The organism is Sedimenticola selenatireducens DSM 17993 (genome assembly GCF_000428045.1).
Taxonomy (GTDB): Bacteria; Pseudomonadota; Gammaproteobacteria; order Chromatiales; family Chromatiaceae; genus Sedimenticola; species Sedimenticola selenatireducens.
This window is the reverse complement of the sequence record NZ_ATZE01000002.1, coordinates 79,911-105,596: the sequence shown is the minus strand read 5'-3', so window position 1 is coordinate 105,596 and position 25,686 is coordinate 79,911. Positions and strand designations below refer to the sequence as shown.

Below are 25,686 nucleotides of genomic sequence, written 5' to 3'. Positions count from 1 at the left end.
GAAAACTCTAGCGGCTGGATCAATAACCCGCCAGCCAGATCATCATCGGCAGGGTTACCGCCGCCACAATGACCTGCACGGTGATCAGGTTGGCCATCAGTGGGGCATCACCACCCATCTGCCGGGCCAGGATGTAGGAAGTGGACGCGGTAGGCACCGCAGCGGCAATAACGGCTACCGTACGGGGCATTCCCTCGATGCCGAACAGCCAAGCCCCGAGAAACATCAGCATCGGCATCCCCAGCAGGCGGATGGCCGCACCGAAAGAGACCAGCAGGCGATGATCCAGCACCAGGGAGAAGTGCAGACCCGCACCTACCGTCAACAGACCAAGCCCCAGCGCCCCACCACCCAGGATGTCGAACAGGGAAAAGATCTGCGATGGCAGCCCGATGCCGGTGAGATTGAGTACAGCGCCAATCACACAGGCGATGATAAAGGGATTTTTCAGCAGTTTGTGCAGTACCTCACCCAGACCACTGTCACCATCGGTAAAGCGTGCCAGTACCGAGACATTGATGACATTCAGTGGCGGAATAATCACCGCCATGATAATCGCCATATAGGCCACGCCTTCATCACCATAAAGCAGACCGACAATAGACAGGGCTATAAACCCGTGCCAGCGGGTCGCCCCCTGAAACAGGCTGGTAAACGCCGGGCCGCCAATACCCAGCCAACGCCGCATCAGCGGTTGAAACAGTAACAACAGCAGGCTCATGCCAAAAATGGCAAACAGCACCATGGCAGAAAACAGCAGAAGTTCCGTGGAGGCAATCCTGGCAGTGGCCAGGGTCTTGATCAGCAATGCCGGAAACAGCACGAAGTAGCAGAGATTTTCAAAGCCGAGCCAGCTCTCATCGGTGAACAGTGGGGTCCGACGCAACAGCATTCCCAGCAGGATAATGGCGATAACCGGGATCAGTGCGTTGAATACGGCGATCATGGGACGGGGAGTTCCTTTACGGCGAGACAACCCGGCCCTGTCCAGCCGGAGAAAGGAGCTATTTTAAGCCAAATGATCGGCAAGACAAAATAGTGCCAAGACGGCACAGCAGACCACTCAGATCGGCTGGATGGCCGGGTAAAACCGGCCATCCCGAATCTACATCTTGAATATCTTTGGTTGGTAAAGCGGCGAACCCTGGCCGTTGCTCGGGCAACTGCCATTATTGGTCGCACAGGGCGTGGGGCCAGGCAACTCGGCCTTGCCGATACGGTTGTATTCCCCCTTTTCTTCCGCCCAGATCACGGCATGGGCAGGGACCTCCTCGGAGGGAAATGGGATTAACTGGCCGGTAACACCATCGTTTTCCAGCACCTGGTAGGTCTCGCCAAACAGTTCCAGGATATCGCCGGGTTCAAAATCGCTTTTATAGGAAGACATAAAATTCACTCGCTGAAATGTTCCACACAGAGACAATCTAGCCGCAAAATCGTATCGCTTGCAACTATTAGTTGGAAATCAGAAGTGGATTCAGATCGGCATGAAGACCGCCGAAGCGACCGACTGTATGATGGTCTTGATACGCCGATTGCTGCTCTGCGCAACAATCCTGGCCATCCCATCCTGCAGCGCTATCAGCTTACCGAACAGGCGCTCATAGCTCAGATTGATTACCGGGCCCACCATCTGATTACTGACCAGAAACAGCCGGCCGGCACTGTCCCGGGTGTGACCCAGTTTCCAGGTGGCGATCTCGATATTGCGGGCCGCGTTGTAGAGTTTTTGCGGGTCCAGTTCATCGGTGAGATAGAAGGTCTGCTTGTCGTTATGCGCCGCCAGGATCATTCCCCGCAATCCCTCGATAAAGGCCAGCACCCGGTCTCCCCGGTAGTCCTCATCAAAGGTCAGCATCACCGCATCCGTGCCGCGCTTCTGTTGCAATTCAGGGAAGTGCCCGGTCCGCCCGATCCCGAATACCCGGTCGACGGCCTGTTCCAGACTGGCGGCACCCCCCTTGCGCCACTCCCGGGGATTGCGCCGGTAGAGTTTCTCCATCAGCTCCCGCAGATGCTCCATGGAGAAACGAATCTGGATCTCCGCCACCATATCCACATCACTCTTGGCGATATCGTCCATCTGGAACTGCCGGGTCTTGATCGGTGAATTTCGATCAGGTGTGCCGCCACAGCCAATCAGCAGCAGCGGCAGGATCAACAGCATCCACCTACAGCCGTTCACGCATATCCCTCATGGCAAAACCGCTCAACGGCTGGTCCCAGCCCCGGGTCAGCCCCAGAACCTTGAAACGCTCACCCATCTCGGTAGGCAGAGTCAGGCGCTTGACCCCCTGCACCAGGCCCAGATGGAGTGCTGCATCGTTCGGATCGGATTCGGCCACCAGTCGGTCCAGTCCACTGCCCATCAGGAAGAAGGCCTGGGTGGTGTATCCGGCCACATTGAAACCGGTCGCCACGGCCGCCTCGGCAATCGCGGTAAAATCCACATGCGCGGTAATATCCTGCAGCCCCGGGTAGACCAGCGGATCGGCATGGGCGCGATGCCGGTAGTGGCACATCAGGGTGCCCTGGCGACGCGCGGGGTGGTAGTACTCGGCGCGGCTGTGTCCGTAATCGATCAGCAGCACCGCGCCCCGCTCCAGGCACCCTGCCAGGGAGGCCAGCCAGGGATCGGCGCGCAGATTGATTTCCGATTCAAAATCGTCAGCCGCTTCCAACTGGCCCAGGGGAGCAGCCAGGTGTTGGGCAAAACCGGGCGATGCCGGCTCGCCCCAGGCCAGCTCGAACCGCTCCCCGTTCCAGCTGACAAACTGCTCCAGCAGGGTGCCTGATGAGAGCCTGAAACGGTGCACCGGCATGGCGTCCAGCAGCTCGTTAGCGATCACCACGCCGGAAAAGGCCGTTTCCGGAAAGTTCTCCAGCCAGCTCACCCGGTCAACCAGATGGGGGGCGCGCTGACCCAGCGTCTGGCGCTGGCGCTGGCGCAGCTCCGGGCTCAGATCCAGGATCAGGTAGCGCTCCGGCAGGCAGTCGAGCCGTTCCAGCTGCAGCAGCAGATCGGCGGCCAGGATACCGGAACCGGCCCCCACCTCCAGGATCGTGCCGCCGCCCAGACCATCAAGCACCTCCCGGCACTGATGTGCCAGGCAGCGAGCAAACAGCGGCGAGATCTCCGGCGCCGTTACGAAGTCTCCCGCATCGCCAAACTTGCGCGCCCCGGCCGTGTAATAGCCGAGCCCCGGCGCATAGAGGGCCAGCTCCATGTAGCGGTCAAAGGGTATTCTGCCACCGGCCCTGGCAATCTCATCCCGGATCAGCGACACCAATTTCAGACTATGTGACCGGGCGTCCGCATCCGGCTCCGGCAGCTGGGCCACGACAGCCTCGGCCGCCCGGGGGTTGATCCGTTCAATCATGAATTTCGTAAACTCGTCGGTTCGGTATAAAGTGACAGCTAGTCAATCACACTATTCATGGCTAGTTTAGCAAGACCGGGGATAGAGCAGAAATCGAGGGAGTATCCAGCGTGACTCAAGAGAACCGACCCGTCGCCCTGATTACCGGCGCCGCCCAGCGGATCGGCGCGACGATTGCCCATAGCCTGCATCAGTGCGGCATGGATATCGCGCTGCATTATCACCGCTCACAAGCCCCTGCGGAAACGCTTAAAGAGGCACTGGAGCAGGAGCGGGCGGACTCGGTACGGCTGATCCAGGCGGATCTCAACGAACCGGAGCAGCTTGCCGACATTATTCAGCAAATCGACCAGTGGCGCGGCCGGCTCGACCTGCTGGTCAACAACGCCTCCAGCTTCTACCCCACACCGCTGGAGCAATTGAGCTTTCAGCAGTGGGATGACCTGATGGGCATCAACCTCAAGGCGCCGTTTTTTCTCGCAACAGCCGCCGTGCCCCTGCTCAGGACAAGCCGCGGCGCCATAATCAATCTGGTGGATATCCATGCCGAAAGACCGCTGAAACATCACCCGGTCTACAGCATGGCCAAGGCGGGCAACGCCATGATGGTGAAATCCCTGGCCCGGGAACTGGGCCCGGAGATCCGGGTCAACGGCGTGGCTCCGGGGGCCATACTCTGGCCGCAACAGGAGCTGGGCGAACAGACCAAGCGCGAGATCATCTCCCGCACCGCGCTGGAAAGGTCCGGCACTCCTCAGGATATCGCCCGCACCGTGCGCTTTCTGGCCCTGGATGCACCCTATATCACCGGACAGATCATCACGGTTGACGGCGGCCGCAGCGTTCAGCAGTAACCCGGGCTACAGCTCCAGGCCGGTCTCAAACGGCACTGGCCAGAGGCGTTGGGATGCGCGATCAAACCGCCGCCAGAGTTCACCGTAGGTTTCATCCAACTCAGGATGTCGGCTCTCACCAGCCAGCTCCGACAGGGGCAGCAGGACGAAGGCGTAGCGGGTGATCTCATCCCGCGGCAGGTGTACACCGGCCATATCGATGATCTGGTCACCATAGGTCAGCAGATCGATATCCAGGGTCCGCGCGGCAAATCCACCCCCTTCCCGGGTTCTGCCGTGCGCCGACTCGATGGCGCGGAACAGCCGGATCAACTCCTCCACCGGGCGATCCGTATCGACCCCCACCACCAGGTTATAGAAGGCGTCGCCGGCGAAACCGACCGCCTCGCTCTCGTAGATCCGGGAGATCAGCAGGGTGCCGAATTCGGCCTGCAGGTCATGCAGCGCCGCCCGGATATTGCGCTCGCGATCGATATTGCTACCGAGACTGAGCCAGATTCTCTCCATGTCAGAACCGCTCGCCCCGCTCGATAATCACACCCACGTCGGTAGCGGCGCTGACGGCGCCAATCTTGTTCACCGTCAGTCGCACCCAGCGCACATCGAACTCCTGGCGAATGATCTCGGCACAGCGCTCCGCCAGCGTCTCTACCAGCTGGAACTGACTCTCCTCGACAAAGCTGATCAGCCGTTTCGAGACCGCCTTGTAATCCACCGCATCGGCGATATCCTCGGAGGCGGCCGCGCGTTGCACATCGGTACTCATGTCGATATCAAGCACCACGGTCTGCCTGATCTCCCGCTCCCAGTCGTAGATGCCGATCACCGTATCGATCCTGAGATCACGTAAAAAAACTATATCCATGGGTATTCCGTATTCCTGAAGTTGTATCGGGTCATGGTAAAACAGCCGCCAAGGATAACAAATACCCTTGACCCTGAACCCCCGCACCCGGGAGAATTCCGCAGGTTCGCTGGGCACCGGCCCACCGCTTAGGATTTGCCATGACCAACGCCTTACTGATTATTACCGCCTACCTGCTGGGTTCCCTCTCCAGCGCCATTATCGTCTGCCGCCTGATGGGCCTGCCGGACCCGCGCACCCAGGGCTCCAACAACCCCGGCGCCACCAATGTTCTGCGCCTGGGCGGCAAAAAAGCGGCGGCCATCACCCTGCTCGGCGACAGCCTGAAGGGCTTTTTCCCGGTCTTGGCCGCCAAGCTGCTGGGCGTCGCGCCCCTGGTGCTGGCGGCGGTCGCCATGGCGGCCTTCCTGGGACACCTCTATCCTCTGTTCTTCCGCTTTCAGGGCGGCAAGGGGGTAGCCACCGCGCTGGGTACCCAGTTCGGCATCCACTGGCAGATCGGCGGACTGGTAGCCCTGCTCTGGCTGCTGATGGCGAAGGGGCTGAACATCTCCTCGCTGGCCGCGCTGGTATCGATGGCACTGGCACCGCTGGTGGTCTGGTATATCTGGCCGGCACCGGAACTGATCTGGATGCAGGTACTGATGAGCCTGATCCTGTTCTGGCGCCACCGCAGCAATATCCGCAATCTGCTGGTCGGCTCGGAGGGTAAGATAAAAGACGAACAGGGGCCAGAAGCCTGATTCAAAGCCCGGCCAGGGAATCCATCGGCCAGCGGGCGCGGGCGCCAAATCCCAGCGGTTCATGCGCACCTGCCCGCAGGCGCTGCCAGCCGGCATAGGCGATCATCGCGCCGTTGTCGGTACAGAATTCGGTTCGGGGATAGAAAACCCGGGCCCCCTCCTTTTTCATCGACGCCTGCATCTTTTCGCGCAGATGCCGGTTGGCGCTGACACCACCGGCCAGCACCAGGGTGCCGGCGCCACATTCGCGTACCGCACGGCGGCACTTGATCACCAGTGTATCCACTACCGCCTCTTCGAAGGCGCGGGCGATATCGGCCTTGGTCTGCAGCACGCTCTCCTCGCTGTCCTGGGGACCGATCTCGCGCTGCAGGGTATTCAGGGCGAAGGTCTTGAGACCACTGAAACTGAAATCGAGTCCGGGTCGATCCGTCATCGGGCGGGGAAACCGGAAACGTCGCGGGTCGCCCTTTAGCGCCAGCGCCGCCAGCTCCGGCCCACCCGGATAGGGCAGTCCCATCATTTTGGCCGTCTTGTCGAAGGCCTCACCCGCCGCATCATCCAGCGACTCACCCAGCAGCCGGTACTGGCCAATCCCTTTCACCTCGACCAACTGGGTGTGCCCCCCGGAGACCAGCAGGGCGACAAAGGGAAACTCGGGACTCTCCGACTCCAGCATCGGCGCGAGCAGATGACCTTCCATATGATGCACACCCACCGCCGGTACCTGCCAGGCCCAGGCCAGGGTTCGGCCGATCGCCGCGCCCACCAGCAGGGCGCCGACCAGGCCGGGACCAGCGGTATAGGCGACACCGTCGATATCCGTCTTGCCCAGGCCGGTGTCCGCCAGCAGACTGGAGAGCAGCGGCAAGGTCTTGCGCACATGGTCCCGTGACGCCAGCTCCGGCACCACTCCGCCATAAACCGCATGCAGATCTATCTGACTGTGCAGCACATGGCCGAGCAGCCCCTGCTCACTGTCGTAAATGGCCAAGCCTGTCTCGTCACAGGACGTTTCTATTCCCAGTACCCGCATTTGTTTCTCAGATCGTTTCTGTTCAGGAGACAGCGCCGTGCCCGACTGTCTCCAAAATATGTAAAAAAGGCGCTCTCGACGCAGACGCTATATTGTAAGGTGGATGGGCCGGCGGCGCACCCTCCCCGCCCACCATATCCCAACGGGGAGCCGTTCCGGTAGAGCGCCTGCTATCCCGGCATACCCGTGGAAGAGTCCATAATTTTTTTTGCAAAACTCCACGACAGTGCGTAGAATTCGCGCTCTTAAGTTTCCAGCATCCCGTTGGTACGATTTTTGAGGTGGGAAATGCCCAACGTACGAGTTAAAGAAAACGAGCCGTTTGAAGTCGCAATGCGCCGCTTTAAGCGCGGTTGCGAGAAAGCCGGCGTTCTGGCCGAAGTGCGTCGTCGCGAACACTATGAGAAGCCGACGACCGAGCGTAAGCGCAAGGCCGCCGCTGCAGTAAAGCGTCACCTGAAGAAAGTCTCCCGCGAAAACCGCAAGTGGGACCGTCAGTACTGATCTGACCCCGGTCTCGGTTCAATCCCATGCTTAAACAGCGCATCCAGGATGATATGAAGGCCGCCATGAAGGGGGGTGACAAACCCCGCCTTGGCGTAATTCGCCTGTTGATGGCCGCCATCAAACAGCGTGAAGTGGATGAGCGGATCGAACTGGACGACACGCAGATTCTGGTTGTGCTTGACAAGATGGTGAAGCAACGGCGCGACTCCATCAATCAGTACGAACAGGCGGGTCGGTCGGAATTGGCCGAGCAGGAAGCCTTCGAGATCACTATCCTCCAGGAGTACCTGCCGGAAGCCCTGAGCGAGGAAGAGATCGCCGCCATGATCCGTGATGCGATCCAGGCCACCGGCGCGGAGTCACTCCGGGACATGGGCAAGGTGATGGGGCAACTCAAGCCCAAGATGCAGGGACGTGCCGACATGGGAGCCGTTAGCGCCCTGATCAAGCAGCAACTCAGCAGCTGATCCGACACACCCCTTCAGCGCCGAACAAAGCTCTGGCATATTACATGGCCGGGGCTTTTTAGTCTCTGGCAGTAGATAACTCAGGGTACTATTGCACCATGGCCGGAAAAATCCCTGCACACTTCATTGACGAACTGCTGAACCGGGTCGACATTGTCGACCTGATCAACGGCCGTGTGCCCTTGAAAAAGGCAGGCAAGGATTATCAGGCCTGCTGTCCCTTTCACAATGAAAAGACCCCCTCTTTCACCGTCAGCCGCGAAAAACAGTTCTATCACTGCTTCGGCTGCGGCGCCCACGGCACCGCAATCGGCTTTCTCATGGAGTATGACAATCTGGGCTTTGTCGATTCGATTGAGGAGCTGGCCGGCAAGGCCGGGCTTGAGGTGCCACGGGAGGGCGGGGGCGAAAGCGGTCCCGACTACCGGCCACTCTACGCAACCATGGACCAGGCCGCACGCTTCTATCAATGGCAGCTGCGCAAACACCCGGACGCCGGCAAGGCGGTCAGCTACCTCAAGCAGCGGGGACTAACCGGCGAGATCAGTGCCGATTTCGGCATCGGCTATGCCCCTGCGGGCTGGGACAACCTGATCCGGCAAATGGGAAAAAACCCAAAAGCACTGGAATTGCTACGCACGACCGGCATGATCTCGGAGCCCGAGGCGGACAAATGCTACGACCGCTTCCGCGAGCGCATCATGTTCCCGATCCGCAATCATCGCGGCCAGACCATCGCCTTTGGCGGCAGAATCCTCGGTGACGGAACACCCAAATACCTCAACTCACCCGAGACCCCGGTGTTTCATAAGGGCAAGGAGCTGTACGGCCTCTACGAGGCGCGCAAGGCATTGCGTAAGATCGAACGCCTGCTGGTGGTTGAAGGCTACATGGATGTGGTGGCCCTGGCCCAATTCGGCATCCGCTATGCGGTGGCGACACTGGGCACCGCCACCACCACGGAACACCTGGAGCGGCTGTTCCGCACCACCTCTGAAGTCATCTTCTGCTTTGATGGCGACCGGGCCGGCCGCGATGCCGGCTGGAAGGCCCTGGAGACCAGCCTGCCGCACATGCGCGACGGTCGGGAGGCGCGCTTCCTGTTTCTACCGGATGGCGAGGACCCCGACACTCTGATCCGCAAGGAGGAACGAGACCGGTTTGAACAGCGCATTATCAGCTCAACTCCGCTCTCCAGCTTTCTGTTCGACAAACTGGAGTCGGAAGTCGACATGACTTCCCTGGGCGGGCGGGCACGGCTGGCGGAACAGGCGAAGCCGTTGCTGGGCAAACTGCCATCCGGCCTGTTCCGCGAGATGATGTACCAGCGCCTGGCACAGCGGGTCGGCCTGGAACCGGGGCAACTCGGCTCCCAGCCCACCACCGACACAAGCCACAGAACCCGCCCACCCCTGCGCAAAAAAACCGGCGCACAGCAGATTCTCTCCTCGGTCCGCCGCGCTATCACCCTACTGCTGATAAAACCGGAATTGGGGCAAATCACCGATCTTCCTTCAGAATGGCGCGGATTTCGCGCACCTGGCATCGATTTATTGAGCCAACTCCTTGAAATCGTGCAAAATCAGCCTAACCTTAGGACAGCGCAGATCATCGAACGCTGGCGCGACGAGCCGGCGTACCACCACCTGGAAAAGATCTGGAGTACAGCAACCGAGCTGCCCACCCCCGAAGACGGCATGGAAATGGAATTCCGCGGAGCCTTGCAACGGCTCGTGGAACAGCAGCGCGAACAGGAAACCACCCAATTGCTGGAGAGAGTCAGCACGGGAGATGCTTCCGAACAGGAGAAGCAACGCCTGGGCCAGCTACTTTCTGAAAAACAGAAAATTGCTGACTCGCATAGACGTTCGGATTGACGTGACCGGCAGAGCGTGAGCCGGAGCACATCAAAACGGAACTTTTTAATCGTGCGCGTATAGAAAACCTGCGAAATTAAGGTTATACTTCGCCGCTTGACATTCGCGCACGCCCCTTAGAATTTAAGGCAGGAAATGGATAAGGTACAGCAGCAATCCCAGCTCAAGCAACTGATCGCGAAAGGTAAAGAACAAGGCTTTCTCACCTACGCCGAAGTAAACGACCACCTACCCGACGGCATCGTAGAACCCGAGCAGATTGAAGACATCATCCGGATGATCAATGACATGGGCATCCAGGTACATGAGAGTGCCCCCGATGCCGATGACCAGGTAATGAGCGATTCCGCCGTTTCCGCCGATGATGATGCCGCTGAAGAGGCCGCTGCAGCACTCGCCAGCGTCGACAGTGATTTTGGCCGCACTACCGATCCGGTACGCATGTACATGCGTGAAATGGGTACCGTCGAACTACTCACCCGCGAGGGTGAGTTGAAGATCGCCAAGCGCATCGAAGAGGGGCAAAACCAGGTCCTGACCGCACTCTCCACCTATCCGGACACCATCAGCAGCATTATCGAGCTGCTGGCGAAGGTCGAAGCGGAAGAGATGCGCCTGACCGATGTTATCGTCGGCTTTGCCCAGCCCGAAGAGGAAGCGGAAGTGATCGCCCCGCCGATCCCCGCCCCGAAAAGCAGTGATGCCACCGCCACGAACAAAGACATCGACGAAGACGACGAGGATGAGGATGAGGACGACGACGACGCGGAGGAGGAAGACCCCAACCGTGGGCCCGATCCCGAAGAGGCCGCGCGTAAGAGCGAAGTCCTGAAAAAAGCGTTCAAAGTCCAGAGCTCGCTGCTGGAGAAACACGGTCGCGAACACAAAAAGACCATCGCCGCCGCCGAAGACCTGACCACCGCCTTCATGGACTTCCGCTATAGCCCGAAGGTGTTCAACGCGCTGGTGGAAAACCTGCGTGAGGCAATCGCCTTCGTGCGCAGCCAGGAACGCGCCATCATGGACCTGTGTGTCAACACGGCCCACATGCCGCGCAAGGAGTTCATCACTTCTTTCCCGGATAATGAGACGGACCTCTCCTGGATCGATCGCCAGATCGAGAAAGGCCAGGGCTACTCCGGCGCACTGGAAGAGTTCAAGGAAGACGTACTGCGCGCCCAGAAAAAACTGCTGGAACTGGAACAGCGCTGCAAGCTCACGATCTCGGAAATCAAGGAGATCAATCGCCAGATGTCCATCGGCGAGGCCAAGGCGCGCCGGGCCAAGAAAGAGATGGTGGAAGCCAACCTGCGTCTGGTGATCTCCATCGCCAAGAAATACACCAACCGCGGCCTGCAGTTCCTGGACCTGATCCAGGAGGGCAATATCGGCCTGATGAAAGCGGTGGACAAATTCGAGTACCGGCGCGGCTACAAGTTCTCCACCTACGCCACCTGGTGGATTCGTCAGGCCATCACCCGCTCCATCGCGGACCAGGCCCGTACCATCCGCATCCCGGTGCACATGATCGAGACTATCAACAAGCTCAATCGTATCTCGCGCCAGATGGTGCAGGAGATGGGACGCGAGGCCACCCCTGAAGAGCTGGCCGAGCGCATGGATATGCCCGAGGACAAGGTGCGCAAGGTATTGAAGATCGCCAAGGAACCGATCTCCATGGAGACGCCGATCGGTGATGATGAAGATTCACACCTGGGCGACTTCATCGAGGACTCCGGCGTCATCTCGCCGATCGACTCCGCCACCGGTGAAGGCCTGCGCGAAGCGACCCAGAACATGCTCTGCGGACTCACCTCGCGTGAAGCCAAGGTGCTGCGCATGCGTTTCGGCATCGACATGAACACCGACCACACCCTGGAAGAGGTCGGCAAACAGTTCGACGTCACCCGCGAGCGTATTCGTCAGATCGAGGCCAAGGCACTGCGCAAACTGCGTCACCCCTCGCGCTCGGAGAACCTGCGCAGCTTCCTCGACGGAGATCTGTAACCACAACCGTTTTACGGGCCTATAGCTCAGTTGGTTAGAGCAGTGGACTCATAATCCATTGGTCCCAGGTTCGAGTCCTGGTGGGCCCACCAACGACAAAGGGTTAGCACGGTTTATCCGTGCTAACCCTTTTTTATTTACCCGCACTATTGAATAAAAGCCACCACCCCATTCCTTTATTCCCGAACGGAAAATTCAACATATAGCTGACTTTCGCGGGCTTTTTAAGAACTTCCATTTTCATCCAGAAGCTGCCCTACAGATTCGGGACAAGTACCATTCGGAATCGTCACCTGAGTGTATTAGCAGATAAAAAAACCCGCGCTTAGCGGGTTTCTATAAGACTTTAAACTTTATTTAGACTTACGCCTTGTCCATCCAATAGCCGCTAGACCTAAACCTAAAAGAGCTAAAGGGGCAGGGGCAGGTACTGATCCATTTCCATCCACTGCTGTGTACTCCGCACCCCTAAATGGAGTATCCCAAAGAACGCCTGAAAGAATAGGGTTTCCGCCGCTAGTTGTTAACAACTCATAGTCAAGAACTACCAAGTCAAATAGAAGACCCGAGGGGAGAGTCCAGGAGTTCACACCAAGTTCTGCGCAACATCGAGATGCATTCATCTCAATGTCCTGGAATACTTGGGCGCCGTCTAAAAAGCCAGTGGATATTGCATTGGCTGAGGTTGATCCTGACCATCCACCGAAGGCCGGGTTGATAGGTAGTGAAGCGGTCGCCCCTGTTGCTGTCCAAAAACCATTACCCGCAGCTCGGATCGTCAATTCGAAGTCATCCCCCACACTCAGAGCTGTTCCAGAAAAACCACTACCCAAGGATGATTCTGACAAAGTAGTCCCGTCATAAGTCAGATCCCACATGAAGCTTGTTGCCTGCGCCGAAGATGCCGCAAATAAGACTAGTACCAAAATTGATACCCTAGATACGATATTCATTAATACCCCCCAAAATTATTTATTCTTTATGTCCTAGATATACTAAGCATGATAGATGCTAACTTGAATCAAGCAAATTTTGCGCCAATAGATTATTTTATCGAATTTACAATTGGTTAGCGTATAGCGAATATTTCTGTGCACAGCGTATATATGCTTTGTGTAAAATTAGCTGACGAACAGCAGTTGATATAGGTCAAATTTCCATTCTAGATGCGCAAGATATTTGTCCGCTCATTAGCAGGAAGAGCCCTCCGATGCCACGCTTATCGTAGATCTGACAGGCCGGTTTATGTCGGCAGCTGTCATTCAAGGCAATTGGGGGAATGTCTGCTGAGATCGCGTAACAGCGTTGTGTTGGAACGAGGTAGCATGGTGGTCCGGCACCTGCACACCCAATGCGGAGGCCGAAGCTCCCGCAATCTGTGCCTCACTGCACACACCGCCAACGACACAAGCAGCAGACGCTTGTTGTAACTAAGCCAAACCATGCCTTGGAATCACAAGCGCTATCGAGGGATTAGTCTAGGGGTGGGGAAAGTTTTGTGGTGCCCGGGTATGCATTCCCATGCTCTGCGCGGCGGAGTATGCTGTTTTAGTCAAACAGGAACTGTGTCCGCTGTTAACCGGTGACCGGAGATTTCGCGCCCTGGCCAGCGACACAAGCGGGACAGGCCTGTAGCAGCTGATCCAAATCGCACACTGGTCTATGCTTGGAGCCATTGTTAACCACATCCCACTCAGTAACGGGAGAACGCCATGCAGCGCCGGGTTACCATCGACGGCAATGAGGCCACCGCCACCATTGCCCACCTCACCAACGAAGTCATCGCCATCTACCCCATCACGCCCGCCTCGCCCATGGGCGAACACGCGGACGAGTGGTCGGCACAGGGGCGCAAGAACCTGTGGGGCACGGTGCCCGGCATCGTAGAGATGCAGAGCGAGGGCGGTGCCGCCGGTGCCCTGCACGGCGCCCTGCAGGCCGGGGCGCTCTGTACCAGTTTCACCGCCTCCCAGGGTCTGCTGCTGATGCTGCCCAACATGTACAAGATTGCCGGAGAGCTGACCCCCATGGTGCTGCACGTGGCGGCGCGCTCGCTGGCGGCCCAGGCGCTCTCCATCTTCTGCGATCACGCCGATGTGATGGCGACCCGCGGCACCGGCTTTGCCCTGCTGTGTGCCAACTCGGTACAGGAGGCGATGGACATGGCCCTGATCGCCCAGGCGGCGACCCTGGAGGCACGGGTGCCGATCCTGCACTTCTTCGATGGCTTCCGCACCTCCCATGAGGTGGCCAAGATTGAGACCATCGATCAGCAAGTGGTACGCGAACTGATCCGCGACGAGTGGGTGCAGGCGCACCGCGAACGTGCCCTCAATCCGGAACATCCGGTGCTGCGCGGCAGCTCACAAAATCCCGACGCCTATTTCCAGGGCCGCGAGAGCGTCAACCCCTACTATCAACAGATGCCGGTGATCGTGCAGAGCATTATGAACCGCTTTGCCGAATTGACCGGCCGCCAGTACCACCTGTTCGACTACGTCGGTGCAGCCGACGCCGAACGGGTGATGGTGCTGATGGGCTCCGGCGCCGAGGCGGCGCACGAAACCGTCGACCATCTGCTGGCGCGCGGTGAAAAGGTGGGCCTGCTCAAGGTGCGGCTTTATCGGCCCTTCGACCCGACCACCCTGCTCGCCGCCCTGCCGCCGACCGTGCGCCGTATCGCCGTGCTTGATCGCACCAAGGAGCCGGGGGCCGATGGCGAACCGCTCTACAAGGATATCCTGACGGCTATCGCCCAGGCCTTCTCCAGCGGACAGTCACCCTTCCCCGAACTGCCCCTGGTTATCGGCGGACGTTACGGCTTGTCGTCCAAGGAGTTCACGCCGGGCATGATCAAGGCGGTATTCGATGAACTGGAGAGGGAAAAACCGAAGAACGCGTTTACCATCGGCATCCATGACGATGTCACCCACAGCAGCCTGGCATGGGATGCCGACTTTCACACCGATGCGGCCGGCGCGGTCGACTGTGCCCTGTTCTATGGCCTCGGTTCCGACGGCACCGTCAGCGCCAACAAGAACAGTATCAAGATCATCGGCGAAGCTACCGACCTGCATGCCCAGGGTTATTTCGAATACGACTCCAAGAAATCCGGCGCCGTCACCATTTCGCACCTGCGTTTCGGCAAGCAACCGATCCGCTCCAGCTACCTGATCGGTATCGACCAGGCACAGTTTATCGGCTGCCACCAGACCATTTTCCTGGAACGCTACGACATGCTGGAGCGGGCCGCGCCGGGGGCCGTGTTCCTGCTCAATACCGCGACCCCGGCCGAACAGGCCTGGAACAGTCTGCCACGCCGCATGCAGCAGCAGATGATCGACAAACAGTTGCGCTTCTTCGTCATCGACGCCTACCGGGTGGCGCAGGAGAGCGGCATGCAGCAGCGTATCAACACCATCATGCAGACCTGCCACTTCGCCATCTCCGATCTGCTGCCACGCAACGAGGCCATCGCCGCCATCAAGCGTGCGGTGGAGGATACCTACGGCAAGAAGGGCGGCAAGATCATCGAGCTCAATTTCCGCGCCATCGATGCCGCCCTGGCCAATCTGCATCAGGTCGCGGTACCGGATAAGGTCACTTCAACGTTCGAGCGCCCACCGGCGGTGGCCGCCCATGCACCGGATTTCGTACAGCAGGTGACCGCCAAACTGATCGCCGGGCACGGCGATCAGTTGCCGGTCAGCGCCTTCCCCGCCGACGGCACCTGGCCCACCGGCACCACACGCTGGGAGAAACGCAATATCGCCCTGGAGATCCCGGTGTGGGACGCGGAGCTCTGCATCGCCTGCGGCAAGTGCCCGTTCGTCTGCCCGCACACGGCCATACGCAGCAAACTGTTCGACCCCAATCAGGCCACCGATCCACCACCCACCTTCAAACACATGCCGGTGAAGGGCCAGGAGTTTCCCGAGGGGGCGCATATCGTCTACCAGGTGGCAGCGGAGGATTGCACCGGCTGCGGGCTCTGTGTCGAGATCTGCCCGGTCAAGGACAAGGCCCATCCCGGGCGCCGCGCGCTGAACATGGCACCGCAGCCGCCGCTGCGGGAACAGGAGCGCATCAATTTCGATTACTTCCTCGCCCTGCCGGAGTTCGACCGGCGCGAGGTGCGCAACACGGTAATGAAAAGCGCCATGCTGCTGCAGCCGCTGTTTGAATTCTCCAGCGCCTGCCCCGGTTGCGGCGAGACCCCCTACCTGCGCCTCGCCTCGCAACTGTTCGGGGACCGCATGCTGGTGGCCAACGCCACCGGCTGTTCCTCCATCTATGGCGGCAACCTGCCTACCACCCCTTGGGCGCAGAATGCCGAGGGGCGTGGGCCGGCCTGGAACAATTCGCTGTTCGAGGACAACGCCGAATTCGGCCTTGGCATGCGTATCGCCGTCGACAAGCAGCGGGAGCACGCCGCCGAACTACTGAAAGGACTCGCCAACCAGATCGATCCGGAGCTGGTGGAGCAGCTGCTCTCGGCAACACAGCAGGACGAGGCGGCGATCCATGAACAGCGCGAGCGCGTGGCCGCCCTGCGCCGGCAACTGCAGACAATCGAGCAGCCGGAGGCACGGCAATTGGAGGGCCTGGCCGACATGCTGCTCAAGCGCAGCGTCTGGATCGTTGGCGGCGACGGCTGGGCCTACGACATCGGCTTCGGCGGCCTCGACCATGCACTCGCATCCGGCCGTGATATCAACATTCTGGTACTGGATACCGAAGTCTACTCCAACACCGGCGGCCAGACCTCCAAGGCGACACCACGCGGCGCGGTGGCCAAGTTCTCCGCCGGTGGCAAGCCCACCGCAAAGAAGGATCTGGCTATGATCGCCATGGCCTACGGTGACGTCTACGTGGCCCAGGTGGCCTATGGCGCCAAGGATGTGCAGACCCTGAAGGCCTTCATGGAGGCGGAGTCCTGGCCGGGCGTGTCGCTGATCATCGCCTACAGCCCCTGCACCGCCTGGGGGACCGACATGGTACACAATCACGCCATGCAGGACCGGGCGGTACGCAGCGGCCACTGGCCACTGTTCCGCTACGATCCGCGCCGCGCCGAACAGCAGGAGAACCCGCTGCAGCTGGACTCCAAGGAGCCTTCAATCGCTTATCGCGACTTCGTCAGCCAGGAGACGCGCTTCAGCATGCTCTGGCGCAGCCACCCGGAGGCGGCGGAGCAGTTTCTCGGCGCGGCGCAAAAACACGCCATCAGCAACTTCCGGCACTACCGCCAACTGGCGGAACTCAGTTATGCCAAACCGGGCACGAATCCACCCGATGCAGCGAAGGAGTGATCATGGACCTGCGTACCACCTATCTCGGCCTGACCTTGAAAAACCCGCTGGTACCCTCCGCCTCGCCCTTGTCGCGCAGCCTCGACATGGCCAAAAAACTGGAGGACGCAGGTGCCGCCGCACTGGTCATGTACTCCCTGTTCGAGGAGGAGTTGCAGCATGACCAGGAGGTAATGGATGACTACCTCAACCACCAGACCCTGGGCCATGCCGAGGCGGCCAGCTTCCTGCCGCTGCATGGCGACCTGCCATCCCGGCAGGAGAGCTATCTGGAGCAGTTGACACGTCTCAAGCAGGCGCTGGAAATCCCGGTCATCGCCAGCCTCAACGGCATTACCCCGGGCGGCTGGATCGAACACGGCAAGGCGCTGCAGCAGGCCGGGGCCGATGCACTGGAACTGAACGTCTATTACATTGCCGGCGACAGCAGGGTGAGCGGCGCCGAGGTGGAACGACGCTATATCGACCTGCTCCATGAACTGCGTCAGCACGTCACACTGCCTATTGCCATGAAACTGTCCCCGCAGTTCAGTTCAGTAGCCAATATCATCAGCCACCTGGAACGGGTGGGCGCCAACGGCGTCGGCCTGTTTAACCGCTTCTACCAGCCCGATATCGACATCGACAGCCTGCGGGTAACGCCTCAGCTGAGTCTCTCCAGCTCCGCCGACGCCCTGCTCGCCATGCGTTGGATCGCCATGCTGTACGGCCGGGTGAAACTGAGCCTGGCCGCCACCGGTGGCGTTCACAACCACGAGGATGCGGTGAAGATGTTGCTCGCCGGCGCCGACGTGGTGCACCTTTGCAGCACCCTACTGATCCATGGTACCGGCAGGCTGGCGGAGATTCTGCGCGGCATCGAGGATTGGCTGGAGGAGAGCCCCTACGAATCGATTGAGCAGCTCAAGGGCACCCTGAGCCAGCAGCATGCCGGTGACGCCTCTGCCTACGCCCGGGCCAACTACCTGCAGCTGCTGAACAGCTATCTGCCTGCCGGCGACGGCTAACCCACTATTTGCCAATCATGACCCGATAATCTGTTACACCCCGTTATCTGTCGAATGGAATAGACAGGTCGCGGGGTTTTCCGGACTTCACCGCGAGTGAAGTCCTGAATGGCACCTGCAGGCACGGCGCCCCGCCGCGATTTCGGCCCGGGGGCGGGCCTCCTACAGGATAAACTCACAGCCGGAGAGCGCCACCATCCGCTCCGTGATACATAAGACGCCCCAGGCCAAGCGTGGTGAATTAGCAATTGCTTAAGCTTTCCGCCGCGTGACCGATATATAGTCTAAATAGCCAGGCAGCCCCCCATAATGAACCTCAAGCCCCGTTTTCTCCTGGTCACCATACTGCTTATCGTCCTTTCAGCCATTGCCGGGTGGTGGTCCGTACGCACGCTGGCGGAAGATATTGTCGAGCAGTGGGCGATGCGCTATGCGGAGAAGCAGGCACTCTACGACAAGAGCCGCACCTTGCAACCGATCCTGCGGGAGATCGCACTGGCACGCCAATTAGCCAACTCCCAAAATATCCGGGAGTGGGCCCGTCATCCGGGTAATCGGAAAAATACCCGGAGTGCAATTGCCGAAATGGAGAGTTTCCGGCAAAACTTCCAGGGCCAGAACTATTTTGTCGGGCTGCTGAAAAATGGACATTACTACTATAACAATGCGGAAAGTGAATACAGTGGCAAGGAGTTCCGCTATGTCCTCGATCCAAAACAGAAGAAAGACGCCTGGTTCTACGACCTGATCCAACAGGGGCGGGACCTGCATATCAATGTCAATCCGGACCTGGAACTGGGCATTACCAAGCTCTGGATCGATGTCCTGATTCGCGACGGCAACGACATACTGGGAATTGCGGGAACCGGACTGGACCTGACCGGCTTTATCCGGAACGTAGTGGAAGAGGGAGTGCCCGGCGTCACCAGCCTGTTCGTCGATCACGCAGGAGCGATCCAGATACACCGGAACCAATCACTGATCGATTTCGGCTCCATCAGCAAACAGACCAACGAACAGCGCACCATTGATCTGCTGTTCGATCAGGCTTCCGACCGCAAGGCAGTGCTGGCGGCGATGAAAGCACTGGAGGATCTTCAACAGACCGTCATCACCGAGTTTGTCAGTGTCAACGGCAAGCGCCATTTGGCCGGGGTCGTCTACCTACCCGAGATCGGCTGGTATGAAATCACCCTGCTGGATCTCGACGTATTACTCCCATTCAGCCAGTTCGGCGGCATCCTGCTGGTTTATGCCATTACCCTGTTGGGCGCATTCTTACTGTTGAACCTGTTTCTCAACCACCAGGTGCTGAACCCGTTAAGTCAGCTTGACAGGGCAATGGCGCGGGTCGAGTCGGGTGAGCATGTAGACAAAAATCTCGGGGAACAGGGAACGGGAGAGGTCCGTCGCCTGATGCAGCGCTTTATGCACATGGCGCATGCCGTACGGGAATCACGCCACGACCTGGAGTCCAAGGTACAGGAGCGGACCCTGGCGCTGGAGCGGCTGGCGAAGATCGATCCGCTGACTGAACTGCTGAATCGGCGCGGCATGACCGAACGGATTGAATCAGAACTGCAGCGCATTCAGCGCGAGTCGAGTCACATAGGACTGCTCTGGCTGGATGTCGACCTGTTCAAACAGATCAACGATCGGTTCGGCCATGCTGTGGGCGATCAGGCGCTCAAGGTTATGGCAGAGATTATCCGTGAGACCCTGCGCCCCTATGATGTCGCCTCGCGCTGGGGCGGCGACGAATTCCTGGTGCTGGTACAACCGGCAGATGCCGAAACCCTGCACCATATCGGCACCCGCCTCTGTCACCAAATCACCGAGAATCGACAGGTGACCACTATTGATGGAGATACCATCATATTGAGCGCCAGCATCGGCGGACACCTGTCCCGAAAGAATGAACCCCTGGACAGCCTGCTGCAACACGCCGACCAGGCGCTCTATGCCGCCAAGGCGGCAGGGCGCAACTGCTTCCGCTCATCTGAAGACCACCACACCGGCACAGACGGGAGCACCTTGCCCTCCGTTATCGGTTAATTGCCCTGCAGTGATCGGCTACACTTAGGAACGGTAAACAGTCCTGTGGAGTCGGTAGTGAAAACAGCCCGAAAAAACAAAAAAGACCGACCCAGGGGACGCCAGGCGGACGCGGCCGACCTCGCCGCCATACAGTCTTACCTGGACGCCGGCCAGGGCCGGAGGGACCGCCTGATCGAGTATCTGCATCGCATCCAGGACGACCGGGGTTACCTGGACAGCGGCCTGCTGACCGCACTGGCCGAAACCCTGCGGCTATCCACCGGCGAAGTCTACGAGGTGGCCAGTTTCTACCACCATTTCGATATCGTAAAAGCCGGCGACTCGCCACCACCTCCCCTGACCGTCCGGGTCTGTGACTCCATCAGCTGCCAGCTGGCCGGAGCCGAGGCACTGATCACTGAGCTTAAGGCAGCACTGGGCGAAGGGCTACGTATCCAGCCGGTCCCCTGCGTTGGCCGCTGCGAATGCGCACCGGTGGCAGTGGTCGGAACCAAACCGGTTACCAACGCCACCACGGCAAGCGTGCGGGATGCCATTGCACGGGGCGAACGAACCGACAGCCCACCGGCGACTGCCCGGGACTATGCTGCCTATAAAAAGAGCGGCGGCTACACCGCACTCAAATCCCTGGTGGAATCCGGCGATGCCGCCGCCCGGGAAGCCGTAATCGAAAGCCTGGAAGCCGCCAACCTGCGCGGACTGGGCGGCGCCGGTTTTCCGGTCGGAAGAAAGTGGCGCATCGTCAGGGATTACCCGGCGCCGCGCCTGATGGCGGTGAATATCGATGAGGGCGAACCGGGCACCTTCAAGGACCGGCATTACCTGGAACATGATCCGCACCGCTTTCTGGAGGGGATGCTGATTGCCGCCGAGGTGGTCGGCATTGCGACCATCTACATCTACCTGCGTGACGAGTACGCCGCTATCCGCGCCCTGTTGCAGCGGGAGCTCAAGGCCCTGCGCGACGCCCCGCCCTGCCGACTGCCCGATATCGAACTGCGGCGCGGTGCCGGGGCCTATATCTGCGGCGAGGAGTCCGCCATGATCGAGTCGATCGAGGGCAAGCGCGGCTTGCCGCGGCTGCGTCCCCCCTATATCGCGGAGCAGGGGCTGTTCGGCCGGCCCACCCTGGAACACAACATGGAGAGCCTCTACTGGGTCCCGGAACTGCTGGAAAAGGGCGCGGCATGGTTCACCAGCCAGGGACGCCGTGGCCGCCAGGGGCTGCGCAGTTTCTCCGTTAGCGGCCGGGTCAGGAGTCCGGGCGTGTATCTCGCCCCCGCCGGTATCAGCGTGCGCGAGCTGATTGATGAGCACTGTGGCGGCATGCTGGAGGGACATCGCTTCAAGGGTTATTTTCCCGGCGGCGCCTCGGGCGGCATCCTGCCCGCCAGATTGGGCGATCTGCCGCTGGATTTCGACACCCTGAATGATTATGGCTGTTTCATCGGCTCGGCCGCCATTATCGTCTTCTCCGACCAGGACAGCGTGCGCGATCTGGCACTCAATGCGATGCGCTTCTTCGCCCACGAGTCCTGCGGCCAGTGCACCCCCTGCCGGGTCGGCACAACCAAGGCCGCCCAGTTGATGAGTGAGAACACCTGGGACCAACCCCTGCTGGAGGAGCTCTGCCAGGTAATGGCGGATGCCTCCATCTGCGGACTGGGTCAGGCCGCCCCCAATCCACTGCGCTGCGCGATGAAATATTTTCCGGAGGAGTTTAATTGATGGCCAGGCAGACCGGACAACCGCAAACGGCCGTCACCTTTACCCTGAACGGCACACCGGTCACCGCACGCACCGATGAAACCATTCTGCAGGCGGCCCAACGGCACGGCGTGGAGATCCCCCGCCTCTGCTACACGGAGAGCCTGCGCGCGGACGGTAACTGTCGCGCCTGCATGGTAGAGATCGACGGCGAGCGCACGCTCGCCCCCTCCTGCTGCCGCCGACCCAGCCAAGGGATGGTAGTGCAAAGCCGCTCGGAACGGGCCCTGCAGGCACAGAAGCTGGTACTTGAACTGCTGCAGTCGGACATGCCCCATGATCAGGAAAGCTATACCCTGCATAACGAGCTGGATGATTGGTGCGACAAACTGGGCGTCACCCGCACCCGCTTCCCGGCACGGCACCGGCCGGCCCCTGACAGCTCTCACCCCGCCATCGCGGTCCGCCTCGACGCCTGTATCCAGTGTGGGCGCTGCCTGCGCGCCTGTCGCGAGACCCAGGCCAATGACGTGATTGGTTTCTTCGGTCGCGGCAGCGCCCTGAAGATCGGTTTCGATCAGGATGACCCCATGGGCAGCTCGAGCTGCGTCGGCTGCGGCGAGTGCGTCCAGGAGTGCCCGACCGGTGCCCTGATGCCGGCCGGCGAGGTGGGCATCCAGCCGGTCGACCGGCAGGTGCATTCGGTCTGTCCCTACTGTGGTGTCGGCTGTCAGCTTACCTATCACGTCCGGGAGAACCGGATCCTGTATGTGCAGGGACGGGATGGTCCCGCAAACCGGGGACGGCTCTGCGTCAAGGGACGCTACGGCTTCGATTACGTCAGCCATCGCCAGCGCCTGACCAAACCCTTGATACGCCGGTCGGATGCCCCGAAGCGGGCCGCGATGGATATGGACTACGACAACCCCCTGCGCGACTTTCGCGAGGCAGAGTGGGAAGAGGCGCTACGGGTCGCCGCCGATGGTCTGCGGCAGATCCGCGACCGGATCGGCCCGCAGGGTCTGGCCGGTTTCGGTTCCGCCAAGGGCTCCAATGAGGAGGCCTACCTGTTCCAGAAGCTGGTGCGTACCGGCTTCCACAGCAACAATGTGGACCACTGCACCCGGCTCTGTCACGCCTCCTCGGTCGCGGCGCTGCTGCAGATGATCGGCTCCGGCGCGGTCTCGAATCCGGTGGCCGATGTGGATGAGGCCGAGGTGATCCTGCTGATCGGCGCCAACCCGACCGCCAACCATCCGGTGGCCGCAACGTTCTTCAAAAATGCGGCGCGTGCGGGCAAGACCCTGATCGTGATGGACCCGCGCAGGACCGAGATCGCCCGGCACGCGGATTTTTTCCTGCAGTTCAATCCGGATACCGACGTGGCGCTGCTGAACGCCATCATGCATGCCGTGATCCAGCAGGAGCTGGTGGACCGGCAGTTTATCGAGCAGCGCACCGAGGGTTATGCGGCGTTGAAGAAACACCTGGCCGATTACACCCCCGAGCGCATGGCGCCCATCTGCGGCATTCCCGCCGAGACCCTCTATGAAGTGGCCCGCATCTATGCCGGCGCCCGGGGCTCGATGATCTTCTGGGGCATGGGCATTTCACAGCATATCCACGGCACCGACAACGCCCGCTGCCTGATCAATCTGGCCCTGATCAGCGGCCAGATCGGTCGCCCCGGTTGTGGACTGCATCCACTGCGCGGACAGAACAATGTGCAGGGCGCGTCCGACGTGGGGCTGATCCCCATGGTCTATCCCGACTACCAGCGGGTGGACAATCCGTCGGTGCGGGAGAAATTCGAGGCGCTCTGGCAGGTTCCGCTCGATCCCAATCCCGGGCTCACCGTGGTCGAGATCATGCACGCCATCCAGGCCGGGACCATCAAGGGCATGTATATCATGGGCGAGAACCCGGCCATGTCAGATCCCAATCTCAACCAGGCGCGGGCGGCGCTGGCATCGCTGGAACACCTGGTGGTCCAGGACATCTTCATGACGGAGACGGCCCACTACGCCGACGTGATCCTGCCGGCCTCCGCCTTCCCGGAAAAGGACGGCACCTTTACCAATACCGACCGGCGGGTGCAGATGGGACGCCGGGCGATCGATCCCCCGGGCGCGGCGCGCCAGGACCTGCAGATCATTCTCGATCTGGCGAAGCGACTCGGACTGGACTGGAGCTACAGCGGGCCCAGGGAGGTGTTTGAGGAGATGCGCCGCTCCATGCCGAGTATTGCCGGTATAACCTGGGAGCGGCTGGAGGCGGAGAGCGCCGTCACCTACCCCTGTGAACAGGAGGGCGATCCCGGCACCGAGGTGATTTTCACCGAGACCTTCCCCCGTCCCGGGGGCAGGGCGGCGTTGATCCCGGCCGCCTTCAGCCATGCCGACGAACTGCCGGACATGGACTATCCGTGGATTCTGATCACCGGGCGACAGCTGGAGCACTGGCACACCGGCGCCATGACCCGCCGCGCCAGCGTGCTGGATGCCCTGCAGCCGCAAGCCGTAGCGATGTTGCATCCCGACCATCTACGTCAACTGGGCGTGTTACCCGGAGAGCCGATTCGCATACGTTCGCGACGCGGTGAGGTTGTCATCACCAGTCAGAGCGACCGGGGGCTGCAGCCGGGCCAGATATTCCTGCCCTTCTGTTATTACGAGGCGGCCGCCAACCTGCTGACCAACGAGGCGCTGGACCCGGATGGGAAAATTCCCGAATTCAAATTTTCCGCCGTCCATGCGGAACCCGCATGAGTTGCAGACACCCCGGAAAACCAACCCGGCCCGGCCAGTATTCCTGAGCACCCGACACAAGCGTCAGACGCCATGGCGCCGCAGGAAGTGATCAATATCCCGCAATGTCGGGCTGGAGGATAACACCCTGGTAATCTGAAGATTCGGACGCCGCCTGTCACTCTCCGACCCGATCCTTTCAGGATTGCGTTTGCGATCCATGAATTCCCGGGCAGACAACAGTTGGTCGTGCAGTCGCTGCTGTTTAAAATGAGTAATGAACCAGCTCCCTGCCTCGTCCGGAAATATGGAAACCAGGCCGTGATACTCAACAACCCCGTTGCCATCCTGAAACTGGAGTACGTCACAGCTGCCTATCGAGGGCCATTGGGTAAACGGAACATGAAAACGCTTTTTCAACACTTCGCCGATCAGCCGCCTAAGCTCCCGATTGGTAGTCGCGCTGGGCACCCGAGGTGAAAATATCTTCATAAATCCATTTCCCTATTGGTTTTTGAAGTATAGCGTGTGCGGATAAAACCTGTTCGCAGCGACAGGTCTCTCTGACTATAATGTCCCTTAAATGCGCGCTGAATCGGTTCGTACCGTGTGTGCTCTTGTCCCACAACATAACCACAGAACGATAACCCTATGGCCACACCCAAAATCAACGATGACCCGCTCTACCAGATGCTCCGTGAGGGACATATTGAAGAGTTCAATCAACACCACCAGTCCGGGGCTGCCTGTGATCTGCGGGGGGTCGATCTGCGCTCTCTGGATCTGCGTAAGCTTGACGCAAAAAATCTCGACCTTCGGGACAGCTATCTGCGACAGGCAGACCTGCGCGGACTGGATCTATCCGAAACCAACCTCGAAGGGGCCAGCATCAGCGGTGCGAAAATCTCCGGCACCCTGTTTCCCAAACAACTAACGGCGGAGGAGATCACCCTCTCCCTGGTACACGGCACGCGCATGCGCTACCGCTGAACACTGCGGTTTTTCCAAACAGACCATCAGAAAAACATTTCGCGGCGGGCACAAGCGTCGCGCGAATCAGGACGGACGCCCATCGCCGCGGAACAGAGCGGCCATGGCGGGCAGGTCTATCCTGTGTGG

At 60.0% G+C, this 25,686-nt stretch carries 21 protein-coding genes and 1 tRNA gene; 13 read left to right on the top strand and 9 right to left on the bottom strand.

Annotation, left to right across the window (positions count from 1 at the left end; translation table 11 throughout):
- Window positions 1-19: 19 nt before the first annotated feature.
- The 4 genes from A3GO_RS0102280 to A3GO_RS0102265 form a co-directional block, all read right to left on the bottom strand.
- Complete coding sequence (locus tag A3GO_RS0102280; protein ID WP_029132025.1) at window positions 20-946, bottom strand: AEC family transporter; 927 nt, start codon at window positions 944-946, stop codon at window positions 20-22.
- 159 nt (window positions 947-1,105) lie between these two features.
- Window positions 1,106-1,387, bottom strand: coding sequence for a hypothetical protein (locus tag A3GO_RS0102275; RefSeq protein WP_029132024.1), 282 nt, complete (start codon window positions 1,385-1,387; stop codon window positions 1,106-1,108).
- A 90-nt stretch (window positions 1,388-1,477) separates the two neighbouring features.
- The gene (locus tag A3GO_RS0102270; protein WP_157606686.1) at window positions 1,478-2,185 is read right to left on the bottom strand and encodes a hypothetical protein; all 708 of its coding nucleotides are present in this window, start codon (window positions 2,183-2,185) and stop codon (window positions 1,478-1,480) included.
- Window positions 2,172-3,380 (bottom strand): class I SAM-dependent methyltransferase, encoded by a 1,209-nt coding sequence (locus A3GO_RS0102265; protein ID WP_051301754.1) that lies wholly within the window; start codon window positions 3,378-3,380, stop codon window positions 2,172-2,174. Before A3GO_RS0102265 ends, A3GO_RS0102270 begins: the two co-directional genes overlap by 14 nt.
- 110 nt (window positions 3,381-3,490) lie before the next feature.
- Between A3GO_RS0102265 and A3GO_RS0102260 the strand changes: the two genes are divergently transcribed.
- Window positions 3,491-4,234, top strand: coding sequence for a pteridine reductase (locus A3GO_RS0102260; RefSeq protein ID WP_084609675.1), 744 nt, complete (start codon window positions 3,491-3,493; stop codon window positions 4,232-4,234).
- Window positions 4,235-4,240: 6 nt separating this feature from the next.
- Here the strand turns inward: A3GO_RS0102260 and folK are convergent, their stop codons facing one another.
- A complete protein-coding gene (gene folK, locus A3GO_RS0102255) occupies window positions 4,241-4,741 on the bottom strand; it encodes a 2-amino-4-hydroxy-6-hydroxymethyldihydropteridine diphosphokinase (RefSeq protein WP_029132020.1) in 501 nt (166 codons plus the stop codon).
- Between the two features lies 1 nt (window position 4,742).
- Window positions 4,743-5,099 (bottom strand): dihydroneopterin aldolase, encoded by a 357-nt coding sequence (gene folB, locus A3GO_RS0102250; protein WP_029132019.1) that lies wholly within the window; start codon window positions 5,097-5,099, stop codon window positions 4,743-4,745.
- Between the two features lie 140 nt (window positions 5,100-5,239).
- On the opposite strand from folB, the gene plsY reads away from it, so the two are divergent.
- The gene (gene plsY / locus A3GO_RS0102245) at window positions 5,240-5,842 is read left to right on the top strand and encodes a glycerol-3-phosphate 1-O-acyltransferase PlsY (RefSeq protein WP_029132018.1); all 603 of its coding nucleotides are present in this window, start codon (window positions 5,240-5,242) and stop codon (window positions 5,840-5,842) included.
- A gap of 1 nt (window position 5,843) precedes the next feature.
- On the opposite strand, the gene tsaD is transcribed toward plsY, so the two are convergent.
- Window positions 5,844-6,878, bottom strand: a complete 1,035-nt coding sequence (gene tsaD, locus A3GO_RS0102240; RefSeq protein WP_029132017.1) for a tRNA (adenosine(37)-N6)-threonylcarbamoyltransferase complex transferase subunit TsaD — start codon at window positions 6,876-6,878, stop codon at window positions 5,844-5,846.
- A gap of 288 nt (window positions 6,879-7,166) precedes the next feature.
- On the opposite strand from tsaD, the gene rpsU reads away from it, so the two are divergent.
- The 5 genes from rpsU to A3GO_RS0102215 all read left to right on the top strand — a co-directional run bounded on the left by rpsU (window position 7,167) and on the right by A3GO_RS0102215 (window position 11,828).
- On the top strand, window positions 7,167-7,382 hold the full coding sequence (gene rpsU, locus A3GO_RS0102235; RefSeq protein ID WP_029132016.1) for a 30S ribosomal protein S21: 216 nt from the start codon (window positions 7,167-7,169) through the stop codon (window positions 7,380-7,382).
- Window positions 7,383-7,408: 26 nt separating this feature from the next.
- The gene (locus A3GO_RS0102230) at window positions 7,409-7,852 is read left to right on the top strand and encodes a GatB/YqeY domain-containing protein (RefSeq protein ID WP_029132015.1); all 444 of its coding nucleotides are present in this window, start codon (window positions 7,409-7,411) and stop codon (window positions 7,850-7,852) included.
- 98 nt (window positions 7,853-7,950) lie between these two features.
- Window positions 7,951-9,729 (top strand): DNA primase, encoded by a 1,779-nt coding sequence (dnaG, locus tag A3GO_RS0102225; RefSeq protein WP_029132014.1) that lies wholly within the window; start codon window positions 7,951-7,953, stop codon window positions 9,727-9,729.
- A 135-nt stretch (window positions 9,730-9,864) separates the two neighbouring features.
- Window positions 9,865-11,736, top strand: coding sequence for an RNA polymerase sigma factor RpoD (gene rpoD / locus A3GO_RS0102220; RefSeq protein WP_029132013.1), 1,872 nt, complete (start codon window positions 9,865-9,867; stop codon window positions 11,734-11,736).
- A gap of 15 nt (window positions 11,737-11,751) precedes the next feature.
- Window positions 11,752-11,828 (top strand) — tRNA-Ile (locus A3GO_RS0102215).
- 261 nt (window positions 11,829-12,089) lie between these two features.
- Here the strand turns inward: A3GO_RS0102215 and A3GO_RS25985 are convergent.
- Window positions 12,090-12,689, bottom strand: a complete 600-nt coding sequence (locus A3GO_RS25985; RefSeq protein WP_157606685.1) for a PEP-CTERM sorting domain-containing protein — start codon at window positions 12,687-12,689, stop codon at window positions 12,090-12,092.
- Window positions 12,690-13,448: 759 nt separating this feature from the next.
- On the opposite strand from A3GO_RS25985, the gene nifJ reads away from it, so the two are divergent.
- The 5 genes from nifJ to fdhF all read left to right on the top strand — a co-directional run bounded on the left by nifJ (window position 13,449) and on the right by fdhF (window position 24,588).
- Window positions 13,449-17,048, top strand: coding sequence for a pyruvate:ferredoxin (flavodoxin) oxidoreductase (gene nifJ, locus A3GO_RS0102210; protein WP_029132012.1), 3,600 nt, complete (start codon window positions 13,449-13,451; stop codon window positions 17,046-17,048).
- 2 nt (window positions 17,049-17,050) lie between these two features.
- Window positions 17,051-18,055 (top strand): dihydroorotate dehydrogenase-like protein, encoded by a 1,005-nt coding sequence (locus tag A3GO_RS0102205; RefSeq protein ID WP_029132011.1) that lies wholly within the window; start codon window positions 17,051-17,053, stop codon window positions 18,053-18,055.
- Between the two features lie 309 nt (window positions 18,056-18,364).
- Window positions 18,365-20,110, top strand: a complete 1,746-nt coding sequence (locus tag A3GO_RS0102200) for a GGDEF domain-containing protein (RefSeq protein ID WP_029132010.1) — start codon at window positions 18,365-18,367, stop codon at window positions 20,108-20,110.
- Between the two features lie 57 nt (window positions 20,111-20,167).
- A complete protein-coding gene (locus A3GO_RS0102195) occupies window positions 20,168-21,841 on the top strand; it encodes an NAD(P)H-dependent oxidoreductase subunit E (RefSeq protein WP_029132009.1) in 1,674 nt (557 codons plus the stop codon).
- Complete coding sequence (gene fdhF / locus A3GO_RS22180; protein WP_037374595.1) at window positions 21,841-24,588, top strand: formate dehydrogenase subunit alpha; 2,748 nt, start codon at window positions 21,841-21,843, stop codon at window positions 24,586-24,588. Before A3GO_RS0102195 ends, fdhF begins: the two co-directional genes overlap by 1 nt.
- Before the next feature lie 63 nt (window positions 24,589-24,651).
- On the opposite strand, the gene A3GO_RS0102185 is transcribed toward fdhF, so the two are convergent.
- Window positions 24,652-25,059 carry a hypothetical protein gene (locus A3GO_RS0102185; RefSeq protein WP_029132008.1) on the bottom strand — a complete coding sequence of 136 codons (408 nt, stop codon included), beginning with the start codon at window positions 25,057-25,059 and terminating at the stop codon, window positions 24,652-24,654.
- A gap of 159 nt (window positions 25,060-25,218) precedes the next feature.
- Here A3GO_RS0102185 and A3GO_RS0102180 point away from each other — a divergent pair, with 159 nt between their 5' ends.
- Window positions 25,219-25,557 carry a pentapeptide repeat-containing protein gene (locus tag A3GO_RS0102180; protein ID WP_029132007.1) on the top strand — a complete coding sequence of 113 codons (339 nt, stop codon included), beginning with the start codon at window positions 25,219-25,221 and terminating at the stop codon, window positions 25,555-25,557.
- Window positions 25,558-25,686 lie beyond the last annotated feature (129 nt).

Excerpts from the sequence above, each read along its gene's own strand:
- A3GO_RS0102180 (WP_029132007.1), top strand. The coding sequence starts at position 25,219 with ATGGCCACACCCAAAATCAACGATGACCCGCTCTACCAGATGCTCCGT.
- folK (WP_029132020.1), bottom strand. The coding sequence starts at position 4,741 with ATGGAGAGAATCTGGCTCAGTCTCGGTAGCAATATCGATCGCGAGCGC.
- A3GO_RS0102185 (WP_029132008.1), bottom strand. The coding sequence starts at position 25,059 with ATGAAGATATTTTCACCTCGGGTGCCCAGCGCGACTACCAATCGGGAG.
- A3GO_RS0102280 (WP_029132025.1), bottom strand. The coding sequence starts at position 946 with ATGATCGCCGTATTCAACGCACTGATCCCGGTTATCGCCATTATCCTG.
- plsY (WP_029132018.1), top strand. The coding sequence starts at position 5,240 with ATGACCAACGCCTTACTGATTATTACCGCCTACCTGCTGGGTTCCCTC.
- A3GO_RS0102205 (WP_029132011.1), top strand. The coding sequence starts at position 17,051 with ATGGACCTGCGTACCACCTATCTCGGCCTGACCTTGAAAAACCCGCTG.
- dnaG (WP_029132014.1), top strand. The coding sequence starts at position 7,951 with ATGGCCGGAAAAATCCCTGCACACTTCATTGACGAACTGCTGAACCGG.
- folB (WP_029132019.1), bottom strand. The coding sequence starts at position 5,099 with ATGGATATAGTTTTTTTACGTGATCTCAGGATCGATACGGTGATCGGC.
- rpsU (WP_029132016.1), top strand. The coding sequence starts at position 7,167 with ATGCCCAACGTACGAGTTAAAGAAAACGAGCCGTTTGAAGTCGCAATG.
- A3GO_RS0102200 (WP_029132010.1), top strand. The coding sequence starts at position 18,365 with ATGAACCTCAAGCCCCGTTTTCTCCTGGTCACCATACTGCTTATCGTC.
- nifJ (WP_029132012.1), top strand. The coding sequence starts at position 13,449 with ATGCAGCGCCGGGTTACCATCGACGGCAATGAGGCCACCGCCACCATT.
- rpoD (WP_029132013.1), top strand. The coding sequence starts at position 9,865 with ATGGATAAGGTACAGCAGCAATCCCAGCTCAAGCAACTGATCGCGAAA.
- A3GO_RS0102230 (WP_029132015.1), top strand. The coding sequence starts at position 7,409 with ATGCTTAAACAGCGCATCCAGGATGATATGAAGGCCGCCATGAAGGGG.
- tsaD (WP_029132017.1), bottom strand. The coding sequence starts at position 6,878 with ATGCGGGTACTGGGAATAGAAACGTCCTGTGACGAGACAGGCTTGGCC.
- A3GO_RS25985 (WP_157606685.1), bottom strand. The coding sequence starts at position 12,689 with ATGAATATCGTATCTAGGGTATCAATTTTGGTACTAGTCTTATTTGCG.
- A3GO_RS0102265 (WP_051301754.1), bottom strand. The coding sequence starts at position 3,380 with ATGATTGAACGGATCAACCCCCGGGCGGCCGAGGCTGTCGTGGCCCAG.
- A3GO_RS0102275 (WP_029132024.1), bottom strand. The coding sequence starts at position 1,387 with ATGTCTTCCTATAAAAGCGATTTTGAACCCGGCGATATCCTGGAACTG.
- fdhF (WP_037374595.1), top strand. The coding sequence starts at position 21,841 with ATGGCCAGGCAGACCGGACAACCGCAAACGGCCGTCACCTTTACCCTG.